Here is a 23,703-nt window from a genome sequence, read left to right on the forward strand (position 1 = left end):
CAAGCTCCTTGCTCAACCTAAGGCATAGAAATAGACTAACAAAGCTATACAGTGAGTAGTCATTCTCTCATCAAATTGATCGACTCTAGCCTGGAGTTTACTGCTTTTGCTAGGCAAAATCCATTTTAAAAGCTTATTGTACTTTATCTCCTAAAAAAGGGCCGATCCTCACTCCTAAAAGCTTAGGAGATACAGAATCAGACCCAATATTTACCTTACGAATAATTGGTACCATTTCCTTCACCAAATAGGCCCTGCAACATCTTCTCACGTACAGCACGTGATCCGAATGTTCCCGAAACGAGCAATTTACGCAAAAATGAATTGGCTAAGACAAGATTCATCAGGCGGTAACGACAATGATACCCAAAATATACAACCGTACCAATCATAGTAATTTTCACTATTGTTCGAAGCATATTAATCCCTCCTACCCCTAGTGTGGCGAAATCAGGATTTTTTATCCCATTTTAACAGCTCGTATTATAGCTAGCATAATTTTCTCTAACAGCTGTGTACTTTGGTTTATGTATTTGTGTTCGTAGTATCCATTTTAACGAAACATACGCGAATGATGTAAAAATAGTATAGTGGGATTAACTATCAGTAGAATAAAGTCCTTGACAGAGTATTATTTCTCGGCACTATATACATGATTCGGTGTGATAATTTTTGAAACAGGGATGTCATGAGGTTCAATAGGCAAGTGTTCCATTAACTGAAGTTCAAATGCAAGTGAAAATAGATTTCCTTTATAATCAGTAAGAAAGCGGTCATAGTACCCACCACCAAAGCCCAATCGATAACCCTTTCTTGTAAAAGCTAAGCCTGGTACAATAAGCAAAGAGAGGTCTTCCTTAGGGGCTAGCTCCGTCGTCAATACTGGCTCTTTTAAGCCAAAATAAACCGTCTCTAATTCCGAGAAGCTTGCTATATACCGAAAATCCAATGCTTTACTGCTTGGAATACATTTCGGAACCGCTACACGTTTTCCTTCGATCCAAGCTTGTTCTATAATGAAATTTGTTTCAGGCTCTGGATGAACCGCTACAGTAATACCAATCGTTTCTGCCTGCTCCCATTCCTTTAGCTCAAATACTTTCTGTGCAATTTCACGAGATAACTGGGTATGCTCAAGAATAGACAAACTTGATAATCTTCGTTTCATTTCTTCACGGATTTTTCGCTTATTATCTACCATATAGAATCCCGCCTTTCTTAAAAAAATATGTTTTTACAAGCGATACAAAACATAATTGAATAAGATAGTATCAATGTAGCATGTTCGATTCTGATTTTTCAGCCAATTCCATTCTTGTTCCAATATGATTCATACACGTACTACATTTTTCATAGCTCCAACCATTTTACTTCATAAAAAAAACAACAGGGGAAAACCCTGTTGCTTACTTTGTTTCACGGTGTGTAGTTGAACGTTTTTCTCTTGAGCAGTATTTTTTAAGCTCAAGACGATCTGGATTGTTACGTTTATTTTTTTTAGAAATATAGTTACGATCTCCACATTCAGTGCAAGCTAACGTAATATTCACGCGCATGTGTATTTCCCTCCAAACATATTGACGTTTTCACATAGGACCTTTCTATAATATCATTTTTTCTATGCAAATGCTAGTCTGTTTTTTGAGAAATATCATCATAAAATACTTCTATTAATGGGGCAGAGCAGAAAGTAATTTTTCATGCATAAACAAGGCTTCCTCTTTGGTGTTTGTATGGATGACCCAAGCGACTGCTTCAATACATTCATCAGGTTGAATTTCCGGTTCCAAGGAAAAAATGCTGCTTACTTCTCCTTTTGCTAGCGGTGAATAGGAAAGTATTCCTTCTTTAAGTGATTTAAAGCAGCCATACTGATACAAGCTCCCTTTTCCTTGAATACAATACTGCGAGATTCCCTTTCCTTTTACCACCCCGCCAAGCAAAGAGATTGATTTTTTGCCAATGTGTAAAATGGCCTTTTCTCCTGGACAATAAAAGGCAACGTTCTGAGGATCACGCATGTTTTCATAATGAAAGACCATTTTAGGTGATTTTAAAAAGGCAGATGTATTTTTTATCGTGCATCTTACAAATGATATATGTTGTTTTGAAAAAGATTGGATTAATGAACGCATTTGCCCCCCTGTATTGACTGCCACTTCTTCTTCAGAATACCAGTCAAATTCTCCATCAATCCATATTCCAGCCTTTAATTGTTTACGGAAGCCATGTGACTCAGTTCCTTTGGGTAATGTTTCGTAAGCAGATAGTGTGTTCATCATGATTCTCCCCTTTCCATTAAATGTAAGCGCTTTAATGTATCAGTACTTAAGTTAAGACCTACAACCTTCGAGCTGCGTGTCTGTTCAATAGTTTGAATAGTCAGTTTTTAATTACTCTAATCGTAGCACTGAATAGCATTCCGTACAATAAACGCATTTTGTCGAATTTTATGACTCCTTTTCCTTCTAGGTAAATTAGTCATAAAATATTTTCTTAAACTTATCTTTTAGTATTTTTGATTTGAATTCGACAACGTTTCAGTAACCGATTAGACAAATACCGGTTTATTTTTTATAATTATGCTCATTGTTCCAGAAACTTGCCCAATTTTGCAAAATAATGTGGTAAATTAAGAAAAGCGGAAGACGACTTGAAAAGAGGTCAAACAGCTAAGATTGCCACATCCCCATGTCTTCGCAGTCCTTGGACCGGCATCTTCGACTCAAAGAGTTATCTACATAAAAGATTTCCTATAGTACGCTTTGAAAACACAAAAGCCCATGAAAAAATACAGAGGTGAAATTATGGAGTATCTACTGATTGGTCTTTTTACGTTTTCCATTATTCTTTTACTGATTTCTTTCGTTAAAAAAGATCCTGTAAAGTTAGAAGAAATGGAACAAATGACCATCAATCATATGCAAGAAATGTATCAAATTAAAAAGAAAATTAAAATATTGGAAGAAGAACTACTTATTCAAGAAAGTCCTCTCTCTTATGCAGTACCTAAACCAAGTACACATAAACCAAACAACACTTCTTCACAGACCAACGAAATTCTCAAAAGCCAAGTGCTTTCACTGTATAAACAAGGGCTGTCTCTTGAGCAAATAGCCAAACAATCTACCTTATCGATGGATACGGTCATCACAGTGATTGAAGAAGTTTCAATGCGAGGATCAAAACATGAATAAATCGACAATTCGAGCATTTGCAGCTGGTATCATATTCACCTCTACTCTTGTTGGTTGCTATTTATTTGCATTTTCCATTGAAAAGAAAACCACTATAACTCTTGAAGAAGCAAAAGTTATAGTGAAACAAAATGGATACATAATCCAGTCTGCTGAAACTAGCAAGAAAGAGATTGCAAGCGAATCACAAGGTAATGAATCCATTACTGATATTAAGAAACCAGTGACACCTAAACAAGCTGAGAAGCCTTCCTCTGTTTCTTATACATTAATCGTGAAATCTGGAATGACACCCGAAAAAATAGCAGAGGTTCTTGAAAACGAGGGAATTTTCGAAAATGGTGTAGTTTTTCTCCAATACTTGAAAGAAAATCAATTAATCAAACGCATTCAGATTGGACAATATACATTAACGCCTGATATGGAACTTACCGAAATTGTTAAAATGATTACTGAATAGGAAAGAGGGCGCCTCAAAAAAAGGGTCAGACCCCGCAACAATTCAATACAGTACAGTATAAAAAGTGCATTTAACACTATACTGTATTGAGAGTGCGAGGTCAGACCCTTTCTTAACCAAATCTTCCACTAATATAGTCTTCTGTCCGTTTGTCAGTAGGGTTTGAAAAAATCGTTGTTGTATCACGATATTCGACAACTTCACCGCTCAAGAAAAATGCCGTACGGTCAGAAATACGTGCAGCTTGCTGCATGTTATGTGTAACAATGATAATACTAAAATCATTTTTTAGTTCCTGAATTAATTCTTCCACTTTTAAAGTCGAAATTGGGTCTAGGGCAGAAGTTGGTTCATCCATCAAGATGACATCTGGCTCAATGGCAAGACAACGAGCAATACATAGACGCTGTTGCTGTCCACCTGAAAGCCCATAGGCATTTTCTTTTAGACGATCCTTCACTTCATCCCAAATCGCAGCACCACGTAAACTTTTTTCAACAATTTCATCAAGAACCTTCTTATTTTTGATGCCATGAATTTTGGGTCCGTACGCTATATTTTCATAAATAGACTTTGGAAATGGATTTGGCTTTTGGAACACCATTCCTACTTGAGTACGTAAATCTTCCACTCCGTATGATTTATCTAGAATATTACGACCTCTGTATTGAATTTCACCGGATGTTTTTACACCAGGAACCATTTCAATCATGCGGTTTAACGTTTTAATATACGTTGACTTTCCACAACCTGATGGTCCTATGATAGCTGTAACTTCATTTTCATGCAAATCCAAGTTGATGTTTTTTAATGCATGTGTGCTACCATACCACAGGTTCAAATCTGTTGTTTTATAGACAAATTGTTTTTCAATATGTGTCGTTTGAGTATTTTCAATCTGTTTACTTTGGGATTTTAATAATGTCACATTCATCTGCCGTTTCCTCCCTTAATATCTTTTCTGGAAATGATTTCGAATGAATACCGCAATCGAATTCATCACGATTAATAAAACAAGCATAACGAGAATACCAGCCGCTGCTAAATCCTGAAATTCTGCTTGTGGACGGGATGTCCAGTTGTAGATTTGCATTGGTAATACAGTAAATGTGTCCATGATTGTTTTTGGCAAAAAAGCGACGAACATCGGAATCCCAATAACGATAAGCGGTGCTGTTTCACCAATCGCTCTTGATAAGGCCAAAATTCCTCCGGTTAAGATGCCAGGAATAGAAGCGGGCAATACGACTTTTAAAACAGTTTGCCATTTCGTTGCTCCCATAGCGAAAGATGCTTCACGGAGTTCTTTCGGAACAGAACGGATCGCTTCCTGTGAGGCTACTATAATGACAGGAAGAACTAAAAGACTCATTGTTAATCCGGCAGCTAGTACAGAACGTTCTAATGCCATTGCTCTGACGAAAATGGTAAGTCCCAGTAGTCCAAATACAATCGATGGGACGCCAGCAAGATTGGAGATATTAAGTTTAATGAAAGATGTGAATTTATTTTTTTTCGCATATTCTTCTAAATAAATCGCAGTGCCGACACCTAGTATTAACGAAACCGGAGCCACGACCACCATAAGCCAGATGGTACCGATGAAAGCAGCTTTAATCCCAGCGTTTTCCGGTCTTCTTGATGCAAAGTTCTGGAAGAAATCCAAATCTATATAGCCAATTCCTTGGGTAATAATTCTGTAGAACAATACCCCGAGTACTAATAAACCAAACAATGTCGAAAGGAAAAACAATCCTTTAAAAATTTGATTTCTGATAATTCTACTCGGCATTTTTTTTGCAACTATTTCTTTATCTACTAACTTACTCATTAATATTCCTCCTTAAACTTTCGTGTGATGAACTGTGCAAACAAGTTCATAAACAGTGTAAAGAGGAACAATGTCATTCCTACTGCATATATACTATAATAAATGGTCGTTTGATACCCAGCATCACCTGTGCTTACCTGAACAATATACGCAGTCATCGTTTGAATAGAAGATGTGACATCAAAACTTGCATTCGGAGTTGAACCACCTGCTACTGAAACGATCATCGTTTCACCGATTGCTCGTGATAAAGCAAGAACAACCGATGCAGTAATACCAGATACTGCTGCCGGTAAAATGACCTTAATTGTCGTTTCCAATTTAGTTGCGCCTAGTGCAAAGGCTCCTTCTCGAATGGAACGTGGTACAGACGACATGGCATCTTCAGATAGAGAAGCAACCATTGGCGTAATCATAATTCCCACTACAATCCCCGGGCTCAATGCATTAAATGTTTCCAGACTCGGAATCATTTGTTTCAATATTGGCGTAACAAATGTCAGTGCAAAAAATCCATACACAATGGTAGGGATACCAGCCAATACTTCTAATATTGGTTTAATGACTCTACGTGCTTTTTCAGAAGCATACTCACTCAAATAAATGGCTGTCGCCAAACCAATAGGGACTGCGACTATTGCTGCAATTCCTGTTATTTTTAAAGTACCTACAACGAGCGGCATTATTCCAAAAGATGCATTTGTCGCGGAAAATGGATACCATTTTTTATTCGTGAGAAATTCAATGATGGATACTCGGTCAAAAAAAATAAATGTTTCAAATATTAATGTGAACACAATTCCTATCGTTGTCAAAACAGATAGCACTGCTGTCAATAATAGTAGTCCGGGAATTAATTTTTCAAAATTAAAGTGATTCTTTTTCTTTAATCTTTTCTCTATAATCATTTGCTGCACTGAGTATTCTTTATCGTTACCACGTGGCAATCTGAAAACCCCTTTCATCATAGCCAAAAGGATGGCAGGTTTATCCAGGTTGTACCCGCCATCTTTTCATTTTTTGTTATTCATTTATATCTGAAACTTATTTTGTAAGTTCAGCGAGTTTTTCTAAATCTTTTTTATAATCTGCTTCAGGTAAACTAATATAACCAACTTCTTCGGCCATTTTACCAGCATTTTCGATTGCAAATTTTGTGTAGTCTGCAACTTGTTCTTTATCAGCTACTGCTTTATTAGATACATATGTGTATACTGTTCTTGAAAGTGGTTTGTAATCCCCGCCAATTGTTTCATGAGTTGGTTCAACTGGGCCATTTCCATTATCAATGCTTACATCTTTAAGCTTGTCTTTGTTTTCAGCATAATACGCATAACCGAAGTATCCAATTGCGTTCTTATCGCCTGTCACACCTTGAACAAGGATATTAGGATCTCCTGAAAGTGTTGCATTTGCAACCATTGGTGCATCCTGTAAAATAACTTCGTTGAAATAGTCATGTGTTCCAGAATCTGTACCTGGAGAATAGAATTTAATTTCTTCTTTCGGCCACTCTGGACGGATATCAGACCACATTTTTGTTTTTCCGTTATCAATCCATAATGCTTTTAATTCATCAACTGTCAAATGATCAACAAAATCATTTTGAGGATTAACAACAACTGTAATTCCGTCATATGCTAATGGTAATTCAGTAAATTCGATTCCGTTTTTATCAAGCTCTGCTTTTTCTTCATCTTTCACTGGGCGTGAAGCATTGCTTAAGTCCGTTTCTCCCGCAATAAACTTCTTAAATCCGCCGCCAGTTCCGGAAAGACCGACAGATACTCTTACATCTGGCTGAACTGTTCCGTATTCTTCAGTAACAGCTTCCATGATTGGGTATACAGTAGATGAACCATCAATAATAACTTCACCAGAAAGTTTTGCAGCTGTATCCCCAGTTCCAGAAGTACTCTTTTCTTTAGTAGTGTCTGAGCCGCATGCTGTTGCTACAGCCAAAACTCCAGTTAACATTGCTGTTATAGCGAAACCTTTAAACTTCTTCATTTACTTATTCCCCCTGAAATATTCATTGTTTGTTTCTACAAACTAAGATTACTATCTTACTGTTAACGAACATTAAACACTTTGTAAATTTTGCGTAAACCTCTGTGCGAATTTTGTAAACATCAAACAAGAATTGCGTCGAATAAGAAAGAAAAACCAATTCTTTTCTTTAGTAATAACCCCATCTTTATCTCCTATACATGTAGACAAGATAATCACTAGAATTGAAACGCAAAAAAAAGGGTCTGACCTCACAGACTCTATAAACAGCACAAATGGAGCGTATGTACTATTTGATAAAGTGTGAGGTCAGACCCTTTTTGGGACATCCTCTTACAAGCGTCTATTCATTATTCTGCCTGCTCTTGTTGGATTTCCTTGCCAGTCACAACCTTATTCTCCGTCGTTTCATCTGTTTCATCGGCTTGTTGACGAGTCTTTTTCAAGTCGAAATAAGTATCTAGAGCAAATTCAGCCAGTTTTCCATTCAATCCATTGCTAGAATGACCTTGATACGCCCAAGGAACGACAACAGCAAAAGCAACTTCTGGATTCTCTGCTGGTGCAAAGCCAACCATGCTTAGACTCATAGTTGCTTGGAGATCTTTATATTTATCTTTATTTGGTCCATCATAGAAGGCTTGGGCCGTACCTGTTTTTGCAGCTACCGTATAAGATTTATGACCAAAGTATTTATAAGCAGTTCCACCTTGTTCCATGGCAACCAATTTAAAGCCATCCTGAACCCGATTAATCCAGCTATCTTTCATATCTAGCTTATTAAGTACTGTTGGGGTTATTTCACTGACTACAGCACCAAGTTCTGTATTATCATCAACAGGATCGTGAATTTCTTTCACCATATGCGGCTCCATTCGATAGCCACCATTGGCAATCGTTGAGACATATTGTGCAAGCTGCATTGGTGTATAGGTGTCATACTGTCCAATCGCTAAATCGAGCAATTTACCAGGAAGTGTATCAGTTCCTTTGTACCCAACCATTTCATTCGGCAAATCAATGCCTGTCCTTGAACCTAACCCAAATTGGGCATAGTAATTTCGCATCGTTTCAAAAGCACTTGATCCAATATTCAGCCCCTTACCTGGTACATATTCTGTACCAGCTATAGCAATCGCCGTTCTAAACATATATACGTTAGAAGACTTTTTCAGCGCAGTTAAATCATTAATATTCCCCATGTTAGTATATGATGCTTTTTTGGGCGTACCTTTAATGTTTAATGTTGTATCATAGAAATACTTATTTGGCTGAATGGCACCAGTTTGATACCCAGTCAAAATCGTTGCACCTTTCACACTAGACCCTACTGTATAGGAAGACGATATATTACCTAGTGCATAATCATTGATCGTTGGTTTGCCTGTTTCTTTATCGATTACATATTGCTTCCCAGCCATTGTCAGGATTTCACCCGTTTTCGGATCCATTAATACTACAAAAGCGCGATCAAGGAATTTCGTATTCCCTGCTTTTTTCGCCTGTAGTAATTGCTTCTCAATTTCATTTTCGATTGCTTGCTGAAGATCCATATCAATGGTTAAGACTAAATCCTTTCCACGCTGCCCTTCGGAAACAACTTGGGATTCAACTACATTTCCACCCTTATCTGTTATATTCTTCACTTTCGCTTTATTTCCTTGAAGCACGTCTTCATACTGTAATTCGATATAGCTTTTCCCTACTCGGTCGTTCCGGCTATAACCGCGTGAAAGGAAATAATCAAGACGTTCACTCGGTAAACCTTCGTCTGAGGTAGATACTTTACCTAGAACAGATTTCAACGTGTTACCAAAAACATATGTCCGATCCCAGTCCGTTGTAATATTTACACCTGGCAAAGAATCAAGATTTTCACTTACCCTCGCGAATTCTTCCTCGGTTACGTCCTTGTTTTTAACAATTTGTGGTGTTAGTGCATAGCCGCTTGAAAATTCACGATAAATCGCGAGCACTTCAAGTTCAGCATCTGTAAAGGAATTGATCTCTTTCTCAGTAATTCTTTCAATTTGAAGCTTATATAAATCTTTTTCTTCAAGTTCGCCTTCGGTGACCTTTTTTCGGTCGGCAGCGGTAATCTTCGCTTCCGCTTCATCCGGATGTTTTAGAATCCAGAAGTCTTTTCTATCTCGTTCCGTTATTTTATTTGTTTCTTTATGAATCAGTTTGGCTAGTTTTTCTGCCGTTTCCAACATTTCCTTTGCCGTTGTTCTCTGGCTTCTAGTGTAAGTAATAGCATCCAACGGCTTATTATCGACCATCACCTTTAGATTTCGATCATACATTTTTCCACGAGGAACTGGATTGTTCACTGTTACTTCTTCTGTTCTTTCAATTTCTCTTTTATAATCATCTCCATAGACAATTTGAACAAGGCCAAGACGGAGAATTAGTACTGAAAATAATAGAAAAACAGCGAAGAAAAGTAGATTTAATCGCAAAGGAACATGAGTCTTTTTCTTCTTTTCTTTTGTCACGCTAAGCCACACATCCTCTTATAAAAATAGTAATCTACCTTATTCTATATAACTTAAAAGAGAATATCTAGTTTTGTTAATGGAAAATTGCACAGCTTATTTTTTTCCTCTATAAATTGAACGATTGAATTACCTAGTTTTTTACGAATGGGTTTCAAATTATTAGTTTATCACGATGGGTATAGATAAATTGGGAGTAAAAAGCAAGGTACTAGTAAAATAAGTGTCCGATTCCAGGCTTATCTCTTAGCCAAAAATGAAGAGAACTCGGTACCAAAGATCAAGATATTTTTATCCAGGGTTTAAAATTATTCCGAAATACTTTTTTGCTGATTTAGAATAAAAATAATTACGGTGATCTTTCATTTTAGCCTATATGATCTGAATAAACTTATGCGTGACCAATAAATAGGCACGGACCTCGCGTTTTATGTTTGTAACACTTCATCCATGCGCGAGGTCTACCCCTTTTAAGACATCCGTATATCATGCGGGGCGGTCCATATTAATTTTTCTAACAAATAAATAAATGATTGTATGTCCGGCTCCGACCATCAATAAAAAAATAGGTAGGCTTTTTACCGGGTCAAAAAACATAACTGTGATAATAAAACCGGTAATTGAAACAATCCGCCCGAACAGAATGTAGAGTTCCCGCACTACAATATATTCAATTCTTAACTCTGCAGCCTGCCAGGCACGGCCAATAATATCGTAAGTCAGTGACATATACGGTACAAGCAAGATTGGATAAGCAATCGCAATGGTCGCCGCGTAAATAAGCAGCTTGGCATACGTGACATTGAAAGCAATCAAAAATACGCCTACATATAAAAGAATTCCTCCAAGCAAGATTGATTTCTTCCGAATTTTTTGCTTAATGTATCTTGCTGCGAAATAATAAGCGATAAACGAAAGAATTGAATTCACCATACTGAAATTTCCTAGCGCGAGTTCACTTCCCGTTTGAATAAAAACAAAAATCGAGACGACAAACATAAATGTTCCTTCGCGTAATCCTTGGAAAAAATGTGCATACAATATTTGACGCCAATTATAATCATTTTTCCTTTCTTTAAGTGTACGTAGAAATAAATATTTACCATGAGCTGGTCGTCTTTCTAAAGAAAAACTAAAATAAACCGCTATCGCAAATAATAACAACGATACCCCGAATATGATGGAGTACCCTGTAAATTTCTCCAGTCTAGATATAATGAAGCCCGCAAAAATAGGTCCGATTATACCTCCTGAAGAAGTCAGCAGGCCTAAGAAGCCATTGAAAAAATCACGTGTTTCTGGTTCTGTAATTTCAAAAGTCAACACGTTAAAAGCAAGCCAGTAAAACCCATACCCTATCCCAAGTAATCCACCAAGTAAGATAAGAAAATGAGTGGCCTGTGTGCCAATTAAGAGAACAGCTAAATAAAAAGCTGCTAAAAATATGACGCCGAGTCGCAAAACAATAACTCGGTCCACCTTTTTGGCAATTCTACCTGCAAACACAAATGTGAGCGGCTGAAAAATCGCCACGGCCAAATTATAAATTCCGATATCTACGTAATCTCCAGACTGCTTCCACAGAAATACATTTACAAACGTATTTGAGAGCGCAATACTCATGCTGTACAATCCGCCGATAATTAGCAAAATCCGTAAATCCCGATTAATCTCCATGTCTCCAGTCCATTTTTTTATAATGCCCATGTTTTAACTCTCCTTTAAGTGCTTTTATAGTGTTTGAAGAACCATGGACATTTATTTAAAGGAGCGGTTATTTCAAAATTTTTCCTCCAGAAACTAAAAAAACAGGAATTCCTTTGAGGAATCCCTGTTTTTTTAGTTTCTATCTTATTTTGCTGAGCTGAACCGACTAGCTACTTCATCCCAGTTTACAACGTTCCAGAATGCGTTGATGTATTCTGGACGACGGTTTTGGTAGTTCAAGTAGTAAGCATGCTCCCAAACATCTAAACCAAGTAAAGGCGTTTTGCCTTCCATAATTGGAGAGTCTTGGTTAGGCGTACTTGAAACTTCAAGCTCACCATTGTTTACTGAAAGCCAAGCCCAGCCAGATCCGAAACGAGTTGTTGCTGCTTTAGCGAATTCTTCTTTGAAGCTATCAAAGCTGCCAAATTTAGAAGTGATTGCATCCGCTAATTCACCAGACGGCTGTCCGCCACCGTTTGGTGAGATGATTTGCCAGAATAATGAGTGGTTAGCGTGTCCGCCACCATTGTTGCGTACAGCCGTGCGTTTTGCTTCAGGAACCGCATCAAGGTTTGCAATTACTTCTTCAACGCTTTTACTCAAAAGTTCTTCATTGCCTTCAAGAGCAGCGTTTAAGTTTGTTACATACGTGTTATGGTGTTTCGTGTGGTGAATGTTCATTGTTTCTTTGTCAATGTTTGGTTCTAACGCATCGTATGCGTACGGTAATTGTGGAAGTTCGAATGCCATAAATAAAATTCCTCCCTATGTAACTTTAGTTTTTTTGACGAAGTAGAATTGCACATGCAAACACTACTGCTCGTTTCAATTAGAATATCAAAGTTTTGGTAACGTTTCAAATGTTATGCTTCATCATATACTAAATCTTCCTCACTTTCATTTATAAAACAGTGAACAAGAAGTAAATCACCATAAACAACTGGATGATGCTTTTGGTTACAACACTACCAACAAATCCAAACACTGAACCCAAGCCAATTTTTGCAGCTACGACCGGATTTTTCTTGTGTACAACCATCTCCGCTATAACCGCTCCAATGAATGGTCCGATGATAATCCCTAAGAACGGGATAACAAACGGACCGACTAGGATACCGATCGTACTTCCCCATATGCCTGCTCTCGAACCCCCAAACTTTTTCACGCCTGCTAAATTAGCTACATAATCTGCACAAAATAATAGAAGGACCAATAAAATTTGGATCGCCCAAAACCTCCAATTAAAAGTCTCAAAGGAGTAAAATACCCCATATAACAAAATACCTCCCAAAATAAACAACACGCTTGGGATAATGGGATAAACGAGACCAATAAACCCAATAATAAACATGATAACAATTACGAGCCAATACATTACATCCATTTTCATCCTACTTTCTAAGAAAAACTAATACGGGTCCTTGGCTATCTTCTATTATAAATTTATTTGACTATGGAGCATACCAATACCCATTGTAATAAACTTATACGTTTATTATTGAAAGAACCATTCTTTCAAATACATTCTAACGAATCTTCAATGACTTTCTGTTGTGTTCTTCGAGACACCTAGCTAAAATGAAAAAGATATAAAGAAACCATTTCATAAAAAGGGCTGTGAAGAATGAATATTTTCAAACAATTTATTTTAAGTTTATACTCACCGAAAGACATCGCAAGTTTCAGAAATCAAGGAATCGGAAAAACAATCTTGTTCATCTTCTTCCTTTCTCTCGTTTCCATTATTCCCTCTGCCATTTATTTCAGTACGGCAATCTCAGCAAGCATTCCTGCAATTCAGTCAACATTTACGGAAGATTTGCCTGATTTCACAATAAAGAATGGAATACTAACGGATACTAGTGAAGAACCTGTTATTATCGAGAAGAATAATATGACAATTTACATGGACGACAGCGGCGAAATCACTGCCCAGCAAATTGCTCGAGAATCGATAACCGCTATCGGATTTTTACAAAATGAATTTGTCTTTACGACAGGAGGAGAAATTCAAACAGGTCCCTACTCCTTACTTGAAGGACAATCTATCTCAAACAAAGATATTGAAAAGATGCTAGACACTGCTACATCCCTTTTACCTGTAGCTATTGTTATACTAGTTCTAGCAATGTTCCTATTTACGTCAGCATTATTGTTTATTAAAGTATCTATTTTTGCTATGTTTGGTTTACTTTTCAATAATTCGCTCGGCCGTGGCCTTTCCTATCGTCATCTTTGGAGAATTGCAGCTTACTGTATCACATTGCCGACGATCTTTTTCACGATCATGGCTGCTTTTCAAACGGCTGTCCCATACGGTTCAATCATAAACTGGTTCGTTACCATTATCATGTTGTATTTAACCCTGAAAGAGGTATCGAATAACCAAGATAGAATCGAACCTACTAACTCTAAATAATTTCGAAGGGACATCGATATCGATGTCCTTTTTTAAACGCATCATCTTCTATACTCCATAAGCAAACCTTTCACAGAATGCTCCTTCAAGATATTCCCTCAACGAATTTGATGCATCCTCCTTAGTCCACGTTACGCCTCGTATCGGATTGCCTGCACACCCGAAACTTAGAAATCATAGGTAAAAGACTGCCCAATTTTAGGCATAGTCCGAATAGATTTACATATACATAAAAGAAAGACAGGCTGGGAGGACGTTCATGAAAAAAATGTTGCTCTTCTTATCGATTTGTTTTACCGTTTTTATCATTTATTACGATATGACAAAAGGAACGCTTCCTACTAAATCAACTGTGAGAACCATTGAGGCTAGTTCGACTCCTGTTTCAGAAATTATCCCAATTCCATATAAAGAAATCAAGATACGTGCAGGAGATTCGCTATTATCATTAATCAAAAAGCAGGAAGGTACACTTCCTCTTTCCATCGAATCCATCATTTCGGATTTTGAGAATTTAAATGGAATTAAGCCTGAAGCCATGCAAATTGGCAATACGTATAAAATTCCCTTCTATAATGAATAAAAGATTCAATCCTTGTCAACAGACTCATAAGATTGTTACAATAGGTAAAGCGGTCATTAAGACGTACCGAAATATGATTTTTTCCTAAAGGAGAGAATTCCACGTGAGTGAAATAATACATCGAACGAAAACTCGTCCAATTAAAGTTGGAAACTTAACAATTGGCGGAAATAACGAAGTAATTGTACAAAGTATGACAACAACGAAAACGCATGATGTTGAAGCAACGGTTGCGGAAATCCTGCGTCTCGAAGAAGCTGGTTGCCAAGTTGTACGTGTAGCCTGCCCTGATGAACGTGCGGCGAAAGCAATACCAGAAATTAAGAAAAAAATTAACATTCCACTTGTCGTAGACATTCATTTTGATTATAAGCTTGCTTTATTAGCTATAGAAGGCGGAGCAGATAAAATCCGGATCAATCCGGGTAATATTGGTCGTCGTGAAAAAGTAGAAGCTGTTGTAAAAGCAGCAAAAGCAAAAGGGATTCCCATTCGAATTGGTGTAAACGCTGGGTCGCTTGAAAGACGGATTATTGAGAAATACGGCTACCCTACAGCTGACGGAATGGTAGAAAGTGCTCTTCATCATATTAAAATTCTTGAAGACCTTGATTTTCATGATATCATCGTTTCCATGAAAGCATCTGATGTAAACTTAGCCATAGAAGCATATGACAAAGCTTCTCAAGCTTTTGATTATCCGCTTCATCTTGGAATCACGGAGTCAGGGACGTTATTCTCTGGAACTGTGAAAAGTTCAGCAGGACTTGGTGCAATTTTAAGCAAAGGTATCGGGAATACGATGCGTGTGTCTTTAAGTGCTGACCCTGTTGAAGAAGTCAAAGTTGCTCGTGAGCTATTGAAAGTATTTGGGCTTGCTTCAAACATGGCAACACTGATTTCCTGCCCAACTTGTGGCCGAATTGAAATTGATCTTATTAGTATTGCTAATGAGGTGGAAGAATATATTCAAACCATTAAAGCACCGATTAAAGTTTCTGTTCTTGGCTGCGCGGTAAACGGTCCTGGTGAAGCGAAAGAAGCGGATATCGGGATTGCTGGAGCACGTGGTGAAGGACTATTATTCCGTCATGGAAAAACCGTCCGTAAAGTTCCCGAAGAAACAATGGTTGAAGAATTGAAAAAAGAAATCGATCTAATTGCTGAAGAATATTATGCTAAACAACGGGCTGAAGCAGAAGCTGCGAAATAAATAATGAAAAGATAAGGCCTGGAATTGATCCAGGCCTTTCTCTTTGCCCCTAATCTTACCTTTTTAAAAGAACGGCATGATAAAGATTCCGACGATAATGGAAACCACTCCAACACCAATTGCCCACGCACCAAGGGTTGAAGCCCCTCTCCTGCGAGCAATGAATCCAAGGATAATCCCGACAATTCCTAAGATTACTGGCATGAAGAACAGAGACAGAATGGACACAATCAATGCGAATGCTCCAAACCCCGTTCCTGTTTTTCCATCATGATCATCATGCTCTCTTACTGAGTAAGCACGGTTGCCCATTGGCTCAGCAAATTCTGCAGATGTTTCTTCATCATACCGGTGGGAAGAGATGTCTTTCTGCTCAGTCACTACTGGTACAGTCTCATAACTGCGATTAATATCTGATATTACTACCTGATCTTCCTCATCCAGTGCCGTTGTATCTAAGCGATTCTCCACTGTCTCAAGCTTTTTGGATTTCCTCTTTTCATCATCCATGCTGGAATATCGATCTTCTTCCATACGTGCATCCCTCACTTTCGTTTTTAGGAGCATTTATAGTGTATGTGATTATGGTCAAAAACCTCATGAAAATTATTTCTTTGCATGGTTACATTTACTAATGGTACACTTGAAGCAAGATCGGATAAGGAGGATAACTAGCTTGCGAAAACGACTAGGCATTGATATCGATGGAACAATTACTAGACCTGATACATTTGTTCCATATTTAAATAAAGCTTTTCAATTATCACTCACATATGAAGAAATTAATCAATATGACTTCAATCCTTTTGTAAATGTTCCCGAAGAAGAATTTTCTAAGTGGTTTATCGAGAATGAACCCATTATTTATGCTGAATCCATTCTCGTAGACGGTGCAAAAGAGGTTTTGCATAAATGGGCAAATTCGCATGAGCTTTACTTTATTAGTGCTAGAAATAATGCCATGCTGGAAGTAACAGAATCTTGGTTTTCAAAGCAAGAATTACAATACAAACATATTGAATTGATCGGATCACATGATAAAGTAGCGACTGCGAAGAAATTCGAGGTCGATCTTTTTATTGAAGACAAACATGACAATGCTGTAGCTATTGCAGAAGAATGTAATATCCCAGTATTATTATTCGATACACCGTACAATCAAGATCCCATTCCTGACAGCGTTATTCGAGTTTACCATTGGCATGAAGCGGAAAAATGGGTAGAGAATTGGGTAAAAGATTCATTATAGCTGCAAAAAAACCATCTTCTATGATGGTTTTTTTAATAATTAATGCAGCTCGGGCATTTTCCATAAATTTCAAATTTATGACCAGAGATATCATAATCATGTAGACTTTCATTTAAATCCGTCATGGGACAAGTTTCAATCTCCTTCGTTTTTCCACACGTTAAACAAATAAAGTGGTGATGGTGGGAATGATGGCCACAAGTGAAACGGAAATGCTTCTCACCAGCTAATTCTGTTGTTTCAAATACCCCTAAGTCCACAAAAAGGGAAAGATTACGGTAAATCGTATCAAAGCTAAGCCCTGGATAATCCGATTTCATATTTTCAAGAACATCCTTCGCAGTTAAATATTTATCACTTGAAGAAAATAATTGAAGCATTTCTTCTCGTTTCCCAGTATGTTTATAGCCTTTATCTTTTAATAATTGCATCGCTGTTGTTACGTTCATAAGAATCACCCTTCCTTACGCAAATCGTGTTTTGATTTTTCCTATAAGAATCGAGATAACTAATATTAATACAGTAAGCATGACGATAGTGCCACCAGGTGCAAGGTCGAGATAATATGATAAGAACAGACCGGAAATGACTGAAACCTCACCGAATATCACAGAATAAAACATCATCTGCTTAAAGCCTTTTGCAAAGCGAAGACTAGCCGCAACCGGTATCGTCATTAGGGAAGAAACGAGCAAAATCCCTACAATCCGCATCGACGCAGCAATGACAAGCGCAACCATAACAATGAAAATAAAATGAATGACTTTTGAAGGAATTCCTGATGCTTTTGCATGTTCTTCGTCAAAAGACAATAAAAAAAGCTCTTTATATAATAAGACTAGTGTTATGACAACAAAGATAGCTACAATAATAATAAGTTGCAAGTCTGTTCGGCTAACAGCACTAACACTGCCGAATAAATAGCCATATAAGTCCGTATTAAAGCCGTTTGCAAGCGAAATGAAAATCGCACTTAAACCGATTCCACTCGATAAAATAATCGGTATTGCAAGCTCTTTAAAATGTTTATACACATTTCTCAACTTTTCAATAAATAAAGAACCTACAACGGAGAACGTCATGCCCATATACAATGGATTCAGACCCGCCAATGCAATAAAGTTCTTTTCTAATAATAAGCTAAATGCAATTCCTGCTAGGGCGACATGGCTAAGAGCATCCGCGATCATCGACATTCTCCGTACCACTACGAAAACGCCGATTAGAGGAGCCAACGCACCAATAATCAAGCCTGTTAGAAATGCATTTTGTAAAAATTCATACTGCAAAATACCCGAAATCATGGGTGACCTCCAACCTCTTAATGATTATGACTGAGTAGCTGAACCCCATGACCGTATATAGAGGACAGTTCTTCTTCATTTAATTCGTTATATTCACATGCATCTCCATGGAAGTGCAGGGTTTTATTGATACACGCAACATGCGTCACCTTATCTGTTACAGTCGCGACATCATGAGTAACTAAAATAAGCGTAATCCCTAATTGTTTATTCATCATCTCAAGAATTTCATAAAATTGTTGGACGTTTTTTTGATCAACACCTACTGTTGGTTCATCCAAAATCATTAATTCTGGTTCACTGACGAGAGACCGAGCAATGAATACCCTTTGCTGTTGCCCTCCAGATAACTCCCCTATATTACGATCCTTAAAGCTAAGCATGCCGACAGACTCTAGCACTTTGACCACTTTCTTTTTATGTTCTTTACGTGGAATTTTAAATAAACCGATTTTTTTCGTTAATCCGCTTAGCACCACTTCAAATACCGTTGCCGGAAAACCTGAATTAAATGAATTAGCTTTCTGCGAAACAAAGCCAATCTTCTGCCAATCTTTAAACTGACGAATCGGTTGCCCAAATAATTCAATATTCCCTTTTTGTATCTTCAATACGCCGAGAATTAATTTCAGCAATGTCGACTTTCCTGAACCATTTGGACCAACAATCGCTAAAAAGGCCCCCTGAGGTACTTGGAGAGAGACATCTTCTAAAACAAGATCTTTTGAATATTTATAGGAAATATCCTCAACCTTAATAATCGGCATCACTTTCTTATCTCCCAATTTAATCACCTATTTTATTTTTATAAGAATCGTTACGATTTACTTAAAGTAGTATATAAGAAATAAGGCCAATTGTAAAGAAACTAAGCCTTTTGACTAATAAAATAGCCTGTACTAAATGTAAAGTATGGTTCACTTCCGTTCACTTCCGTCATATGTTAACTATATGTTAACAAATAAGGAGGTCAAATAGGTGAAATTATTTGAAACGATGATCAATCACAAAATTAATAAAATTCAGGCCCATGAATTGCAATCCATTGCAGGTCAGCATGGAGTCAGCCTTACCCAAAAAGATGCGCACAGTATTAGCCGCATACTAGCCGGGAGAAATATAAATGTTTTTGATTCTGTCCAGCGAAAAAATGTACTTAACGAAATTGCAGAAATTGCAGGACCTTCAACAGCAAATCAAATTGCAAAGCTTTTTACCCAACTCACTGCAAATTTCTAAAAAAACTGGCTATGTTAAACACCACTTTAGATAAAATGGGTTTTGGATCATTCCTGTAAACCCTTGGTTTCGCACGTCTTTGGAGCATAGCTAAAAAATAAGGAATAAAGCATGGAGGCTGTCTTTGGCCTTCATGCTTTATTCCTTTTTTCACTGCAGGGACTGTACCGTTTATAATGGCTGTTTTTAGTCTGACCCTTTAGTTTTAAACCAAAATCCCCAACTATATAAAGTTTATATGACACGAGTGTGAGATCACTCGTATTAAAATTAATTCTTCGCTAATTTCGTTGCAACCTTTTTATCGGACGATTTTCTTCCTATTATATCTTCCGCTTGTTTGGATCGTTTTATAAAGAAAGCTAAAATTAGAGCAACACCGGCAATACCAACAGTTACTAAGAATGCATCATTAATTCCTTCTAACATCGCTTGCATCATAATTTGCTGTTTCATTTCTACAGCTTGTGCGGCTGATGGTTGACCTACTATATTCTTCATTGCATTTGCAGCTATTTCAGTCGCATGCGTTTCGCTGCGATTGGACATAATCGTTACCAATAATGCCGTACCAATGGCACCAGATACTTGCTGCATGGTATTGTTCATCGCCGTCCCGTGTGGATAGTAACGTGCTGGCAATTGGTTTAAACCATTTGTCGAAACTGGCATCATCACCATTGACATCCCAAACATCCGGGCTGAGTATAAAACCATTAAGTACGTATAAGACGTATCAAGAGTTAACTTACTGAAATAATAACTCGTGATTGTAGTAATCGCTAAACCAATGACGGCTAATATACGTCCACCGAACTTGTCAAATAACTTCCCATTAATTGGTGACATGACGGCCATCAAGATCGCCCCTGGCAACAACATTAACCCTGCATCCATTGGCGATATTCCGCGAATCGTTTGGACATAAATAGGGAGCAAGATCATAGCCGAAAACATAGCCATCGTAATCGTCATGGAAATGGCTGATGATAAAGCAAACATTGGATATTTATAAATTCTAAATTCAAGCATTGGTCTTTCTAACTTAAATTGACGTAAAATAAACGTAACCAATGCAATGACTCCAATGATTAATGTCCCATATACGAGTGGACTATCCCAGCCTTTCGTACCAGCAGAACTAAAGCCATATAACAACCCACCAAAGCCCAGACTTGATAAAAGAACTGAAAGTAGATCAAGACGGATATCCACTTTTTCCTTTTTATCTTTAAGCAAGAAAAAGCCGATCAAAAGAACGATAAAAGCAATAGGTGTCACAAAGTGGAAAAGCATTCTCCAGTCATAGTTTTCAATGATCCAGCCTGATAAAGTCGGGCCAATGGCTGGTGCCCCCATTAACACTAAACCGAATACTCCCATCGCCGCCCCCCTTTTTTCCACAGGAAAGCTCGTTAACATGACATTCATTAACAATGGCATCATAATGGCTGATCCAGATGCTTGAACCATTCGACCAATTAATAAAAGCGGAAATGCGTGGGCAAAACCAGCTAAAATCGTACCAAGCGTGAATAAGAGCATGGCTGTTAAGAAAAGATTACGTACAGAATATTTTTGAATTAAAAAAGCCGTAGTCGGAATCAAAATTCCGTTTACTAACATAAAACCTGTAGACAGCCACTGTACAGTCGATGTCCCCACTTCTAAGTCTTTCATAATCGACGGCAAAGCGATATTTAGTAAAGTATTGTTTAAAAAAGCTATAAAAGCACCAATCATCAGCACCGCAAGAATCCCGTACGGTGGACGATCAGTCTTTTTCATTGATTGATTCATTCATGTTCCCCCTATGAACTCATAGTTCATTTTTTTATACTTATGTTCCGATTACACATTATATAATACCGATTCTAATTTTGCAATTCTAAAATAACTTAGACAGCATTAGATTAAACTAATGTGGTTATTTTTATACAGATAGCTCAAATTCACAACAAGGTGATATCGTATGAGGCAGGTAGCTTAGATGATGTAGAAAATGCTGAAGATTATGTTCGAATACATACCAAAGGAAAATATGTTTTAATGATGGGCTGGTTTAAAAATCGATTTCGTTAGTGCCATTTTGCTTCATTTTATTACAGCCATTTTTTCAACATAAAAAGCGATAGCTTCTTTACAATTACCTGAAATAATTCCTTCCAGGTAATTTGACAAGAAACTAACGCCTCATAGAAAACCATACAAATGGTCTTCATTTATTAACAATTAGTTTTTAGGAGCTTTTTCCCAATCAGCAGCAAATTTCTCAATGCCTTGATCTGTAAGTGGGTGCTTAGTAAGTTGCTCAATGACACTGTAAGGAATTGTCGCGATATGAGCACCAGCCATTGCTACACGAGTTACGTGATCTGGATGACGAACTGAAGCGGCAATGATTTGTGCATCTAATTGATGAACGCGGAATAGTTCAGCGATTTTCGCTACTAATTGAACGCCATCTTCAGAAATATCATCTAAACGACCTAAGAATGGTGATACATAAGCAGCACCTGCACGAGCTGCTAAAAGCGCTTGGTTCACAGTGAAAATAAGAGTTACGTTAACTTTAACACCTTTTGCTGCAAGATAACGAGTCGTTTCTAAACCAGCTAAAGTCATCGGAACTTTAATGGTTACCTTTTTATCTCCACCATTGATTTTAATTAATTCCTCTGCTTCTGCGATCATTTCTTCAGCTGAAACGGCAGCAGGAGTTACTTCTGCAGATACAGATTCAACAACTGGTACAGCTTGTAGAATTTCTTCAATACGATCTTCAAATTTAACGCCTTCTTTAGCCACTAAAGATGGATTTGTTGTTACGCCAGAAAGAACGCCAACTTTATACGCTTTTTTAATATCCTCAAGATTCGCAGTATCGATAAAAAATTTCATTATAAATTACCCCCATATTTTCATATAAATTATTTTCTGTGGAAAAGGGGCGGGGTTTCTAAAAAATCAGCTCCACACCGCCACTTTCATAAGGTGATTCAGTTTTTAGAATCTAACCTTGTTTACCGTTAGGCTTTAAGGCAGACCCTCATGGATGTTGTGTTGTTGCTTTCTTACTTCTTCTCTACAGCATGTCCACCAAACTCATTGCGGAGTGCTGAGACAACTTTCCCTGTAAACGTATCCTCATCTAATGAGCGATAACGCATTAACAAGGACATCGCAATGACTGGTGTCGCCATTTGAAGGTCTAAAGCTGTTTCGAGCGTCCATTTACCTTCGCCTGAAGAATGCATAATGCCTTTGATTTCGTCTAATTTCGCATCTTTCGAGAAGGCATTTTCAGTCAATTCCATTAACCATGAGCGAATAACCGATCCGTTGTTCCAAACTCTCGCGACTTTTTCATAATCATAGTCAAATTCACTTTTTTCTAGGATTTCGAAACCTTCACCGATCGCAGCCATCATTCCGTATTCAATACCATTATGAACCATTTTTAGAAAATGTCCGCCACCTGCATGACCTGTAAAAATATAGCCATTTTCTACAGAGGTATCACGGAAAATAGGTTCAACGATCGACCACGCTTCGGCATCGCCACCTACCATATAATTGGCACCATTACGAGCTCCTTCCATTCCACCAGAAGTACCCGCATCTAAGAAGTTTACCCCAATTTCTTTAAAGTAATTGTAACGGCGAATCGATTCCTTATAATGGGAATTACCAGCTTCAATCACAATATCTCCAGGTTCAAGGAAAGGTTTCACTTCATCGATGACCAAATCAACAACAGAATGAGGAACCATGATCCAAAGGACTCTAGGTTTGTCTAAATTGTCAACAAGTTCTTGATAGCTAGATGTTCCCGTTGCACCAAAGTTTTTCATTTCTTGAACTGCTTGGGGATTTACATCAAATGCAACCACTTCATGGTTGTGATCCAATAAATTTTGACCGAGATTTAATCCCATTTTTCCTAAACCGATTAATCCGACTTTCATGATGACGCCTCCTAAGATAGTA

The 23,703-nt window shown here is 37.6% G+C and carries 26 protein-coding genes; 7 read left to right on the forward strand and 19 right to left on the reverse strand.

Annotation, left to right across the window (positions count from 1 at the left end; genetic code table 11):
• Positions 1-215: 215 nt before the first annotated feature.
• From AC625_RS15795 to AC625_RS15810, 4 genes are all read right to left on the reverse strand, one after another.
• Positions 216-419 (reverse strand): hypothetical protein, encoded by a 204-nt coding sequence (locus AC625_RS15795; RefSeq protein WP_049682150.1) that lies wholly within the window; start codon positions 417-419, stop codon positions 216-218.
• A 212-nt stretch (positions 420-631) separates the two neighbouring features.
• A complete protein-coding gene (locus tag AC625_RS15800) occupies positions 632-1,201 on the reverse strand; it encodes a 5-formyltetrahydrofolate cyclo-ligase (RefSeq protein ID WP_049682151.1) in 570 nt (189 codons plus the stop codon).
• Between the two features lie 205 nt (positions 1,202-1,406).
• On the reverse strand, positions 1,407-1,556 hold the full coding sequence (gene rpmG, locus AC625_RS15805; protein ID WP_028391797.1) for a 50S ribosomal protein L33: 150 nt from the start codon (positions 1,554-1,556) through the stop codon (positions 1,407-1,409).
• A 114-nt stretch (positions 1,557-1,670) separates the two neighbouring features.
• Positions 1,671-2,282 (reverse strand): hypothetical protein, encoded by a 612-nt coding sequence (locus tag AC625_RS15810; RefSeq protein ID WP_180320110.1) that lies wholly within the window; start codon positions 2,280-2,282, stop codon positions 1,671-1,673.
• A gap of 525 nt (positions 2,283-2,807) precedes the next feature.
• Here AC625_RS15810 and AC625_RS15815 point away from each other — a divergent pair.
• Together AC625_RS15815 and AC625_RS15820 are read left to right on the forward strand one after the other, a co-directional pair.
• Complete coding sequence (locus AC625_RS15815) at positions 2,808-3,197, forward strand: hypothetical protein (RefSeq protein WP_049682153.1); 390 nt, start codon at positions 2,808-2,810, stop codon at positions 3,195-3,197.
• On the forward strand, positions 3,190-3,657 hold the full coding sequence (locus AC625_RS15820) for an endolytic transglycosylase MltG (RefSeq protein WP_049682154.1): 468 nt from the start codon (positions 3,190-3,192) through the stop codon (positions 3,655-3,657). The genes AC625_RS15815 and AC625_RS15820 overlap by 8 nt, the downstream gene beginning before the upstream one ends.
• Positions 3,658-3,769: 112 nt before the next feature.
• Here the strand turns inward: AC625_RS15820 and pstB are convergent, their stop codons facing one another.
• The 8 genes from pstB to AC625_RS15860 all read right to left on the reverse strand — a co-directional run bounded on the left by pstB (position 3,770) and on the right by AC625_RS15860 (position 13,090).
• A complete protein-coding gene (gene pstB, locus AC625_RS15825) occupies positions 3,770-4,591 on the reverse strand; it encodes a phosphate ABC transporter ATP-binding protein PstB (protein WP_049682155.1) in 822 nt (273 codons plus the stop codon).
• A 15-nt stretch (positions 4,592-4,606) separates the two neighbouring features.
• On the reverse strand, positions 4,607-5,488 hold the full coding sequence (gene pstA / locus AC625_RS15830; RefSeq protein ID WP_049682156.1) for a phosphate ABC transporter permease PstA: 882 nt from the start codon (positions 5,486-5,488) through the stop codon (positions 4,607-4,609).
• Positions 5,488-6,453, reverse strand: coding sequence for a phosphate ABC transporter permease subunit PstC (pstC, locus tag AC625_RS15835; protein ID WP_049683775.1), 966 nt, complete (start codon positions 6,451-6,453; stop codon positions 5,488-5,490). The genes pstA and pstC overlap by 1 nt, the downstream gene beginning before the upstream one ends.
• 79 nt (positions 6,454-6,532) lie before the next feature.
• Positions 6,533-7,498, reverse strand: coding sequence for a PstS family phosphate ABC transporter substrate-binding protein (locus AC625_RS15840; protein ID WP_049682157.1), 966 nt, complete (start codon positions 7,496-7,498; stop codon positions 6,533-6,535).
• A gap of 350 nt (positions 7,499-7,848) precedes the next feature.
• Positions 7,849-9,996, reverse strand: a complete 2,148-nt coding sequence (locus AC625_RS15845) for a peptidoglycan D,D-transpeptidase FtsI family protein (protein ID WP_049682158.1) — start codon at positions 9,994-9,996, stop codon at positions 7,849-7,851.
• A gap of 486 nt (positions 9,997-10,482) precedes the next feature.
• Positions 10,483-11,703, reverse strand: a complete 1,221-nt coding sequence (locus tag AC625_RS15850) for an MFS transporter (protein ID WP_049682159.1) — start codon at positions 11,701-11,703, stop codon at positions 10,483-10,485.
• A 144-nt stretch (positions 11,704-11,847) separates the two neighbouring features.
• Positions 11,848-12,456 (reverse strand): superoxide dismutase, encoded by a 609-nt coding sequence (locus AC625_RS15855; protein WP_049682160.1) that lies wholly within the window; start codon positions 12,454-12,456, stop codon positions 11,848-11,850.
• Between the two features lie 151 nt (positions 12,457-12,607).
• Entirely contained in the window at positions 12,608-13,090 is a 483-nt protein-coding gene (locus tag AC625_RS15860) for a DUF456 domain-containing protein (protein WP_049682161.1), read from the reverse strand.
• Positions 13,091-13,330: 240 nt separating this feature from the next.
• On the opposite strand from AC625_RS15860, the gene AC625_RS15865 reads away from it, so the two are divergent.
• From AC625_RS15865 to ispG, 3 genes are all read left to right on the forward strand, one after another.
• Positions 13,331-14,125 (forward strand): DUF1189 domain-containing protein, encoded by a 795-nt coding sequence (locus AC625_RS15865; protein WP_049682162.1) that lies wholly within the window; start codon positions 13,331-13,333, stop codon positions 14,123-14,125.
• A 259-nt stretch (positions 14,126-14,384) separates the two neighbouring features.
• Positions 14,385-14,708 carry a hypothetical protein gene (locus AC625_RS15870; RefSeq protein ID WP_049682163.1) on the forward strand — a complete coding sequence of 108 codons (324 nt, stop codon included), beginning with the start codon at positions 14,385-14,387 and terminating at the stop codon, positions 14,706-14,708.
• 112 nt (positions 14,709-14,820) lie between these two features.
• Positions 14,821-15,921: a flavodoxin-dependent (E)-4-hydroxy-3-methylbut-2-enyl-diphosphate synthase gene (gene ispG / locus AC625_RS15875; protein WP_172796861.1), complete on the forward strand. Its 1,101-nt coding sequence runs from the start codon at positions 14,821-14,823 to the stop codon at positions 15,919-15,921.
• Between the two features lie 63 nt (positions 15,922-15,984).
• On the opposite strand, the gene AC625_RS15880 is transcribed toward ispG, so the two are convergent.
• Positions 15,985-16,341, reverse strand: coding sequence for a DUF4190 domain-containing protein (locus AC625_RS15880; RefSeq protein ID WP_049683776.1), 357 nt, complete (start codon positions 16,339-16,341; stop codon positions 15,985-15,987).
• 256 nt (positions 16,342-16,597) lie between these two features.
• Between AC625_RS15880 and AC625_RS15885 the strand changes: the two genes are divergently transcribed.
• A complete protein-coding gene (locus AC625_RS15885; protein ID WP_049682165.1) occupies positions 16,598-17,170 on the forward strand; it encodes a 5' nucleotidase, NT5C type in 573 nt (190 codons plus the stop codon).
• A gap of 32 nt (positions 17,171-17,202) precedes the next feature.
• Here the strand turns inward: AC625_RS15885 and AC625_RS15890 are convergent, their stop codons facing one another.
• From AC625_RS15890 to AC625_RS15900, 3 genes are read right to left on the reverse strand one after another with little or no spacing between them, the layout of a single operon-like run.
• Positions 17,203-17,619: a Fur family transcriptional regulator gene (locus AC625_RS15890; RefSeq protein WP_049682166.1), complete on the reverse strand. Its 417-nt coding sequence runs from the start codon at positions 17,617-17,619 to the stop codon at positions 17,203-17,205.
• A 15-nt stretch (positions 17,620-17,634) separates the two neighbouring features.
• The gene (locus AC625_RS15895; protein WP_049682167.1) at positions 17,635-18,474 is read right to left on the reverse strand and encodes a metal ABC transporter permease; all 840 of its coding nucleotides are present in this window, start codon (positions 18,472-18,474) and stop codon (positions 17,635-17,637) included.
• A 17-nt stretch (positions 18,475-18,491) separates the two neighbouring features.
• Entirely contained in the window at positions 18,492-19,241 is a 750-nt protein-coding gene (locus tag AC625_RS15900; RefSeq protein ID WP_049683777.1) for a metal ABC transporter ATP-binding protein, read from the reverse strand.
• A 211-nt stretch (positions 19,242-19,452) separates the two neighbouring features.
• On the opposite strand from AC625_RS15900, the gene AC625_RS15905 reads away from it, so the two are divergent.
• A complete protein-coding gene (locus AC625_RS15905) occupies positions 19,453-19,713 on the forward strand; it encodes a DUF2624 family protein (protein WP_049682168.1) in 261 nt (86 codons plus the stop codon).
• A 270-nt stretch (positions 19,714-19,983) separates the two neighbouring features.
• On the opposite strand, the gene AC625_RS15910 is transcribed toward AC625_RS15905, so the two are convergent.
• The 3 genes from AC625_RS15910 to gnd form a co-directional block, all read right to left on the reverse strand.
• Positions 19,984-21,513, reverse strand: a complete 1,530-nt coding sequence (locus AC625_RS15910) for a DHA2 family efflux MFS transporter permease subunit (RefSeq protein ID WP_049682169.1) — start codon at positions 21,511-21,513, stop codon at positions 19,984-19,986.
• 432 nt (positions 21,514-21,945) lie between these two features.
• Positions 21,946-22,614, reverse strand: a complete 669-nt coding sequence (fsa, locus tag AC625_RS15915) for a fructose-6-phosphate aldolase (RefSeq protein ID WP_049682170.1) — start codon at positions 22,612-22,614, stop codon at positions 21,946-21,948.
• A 173-nt stretch (positions 22,615-22,787) separates the two neighbouring features.
• On the reverse strand, positions 22,788-23,681 hold the full coding sequence (gene gnd / locus AC625_RS15920; protein WP_049682171.1) for a phosphogluconate dehydrogenase (NAD(+)-dependent, decarboxylating): 894 nt from the start codon (positions 23,679-23,681) through the stop codon (positions 22,788-22,790).
• Positions 23,682-23,703: the final 22 nt, after the last annotated feature.

Source organism: Peribacillus loiseleuriae (assembly GCF_001183985.1).
Taxonomy (GTDB): Bacteria; Bacillota; Bacilli; order Bacillales; family DSM-1321; genus Peribacillus; species Peribacillus loiseleuriae.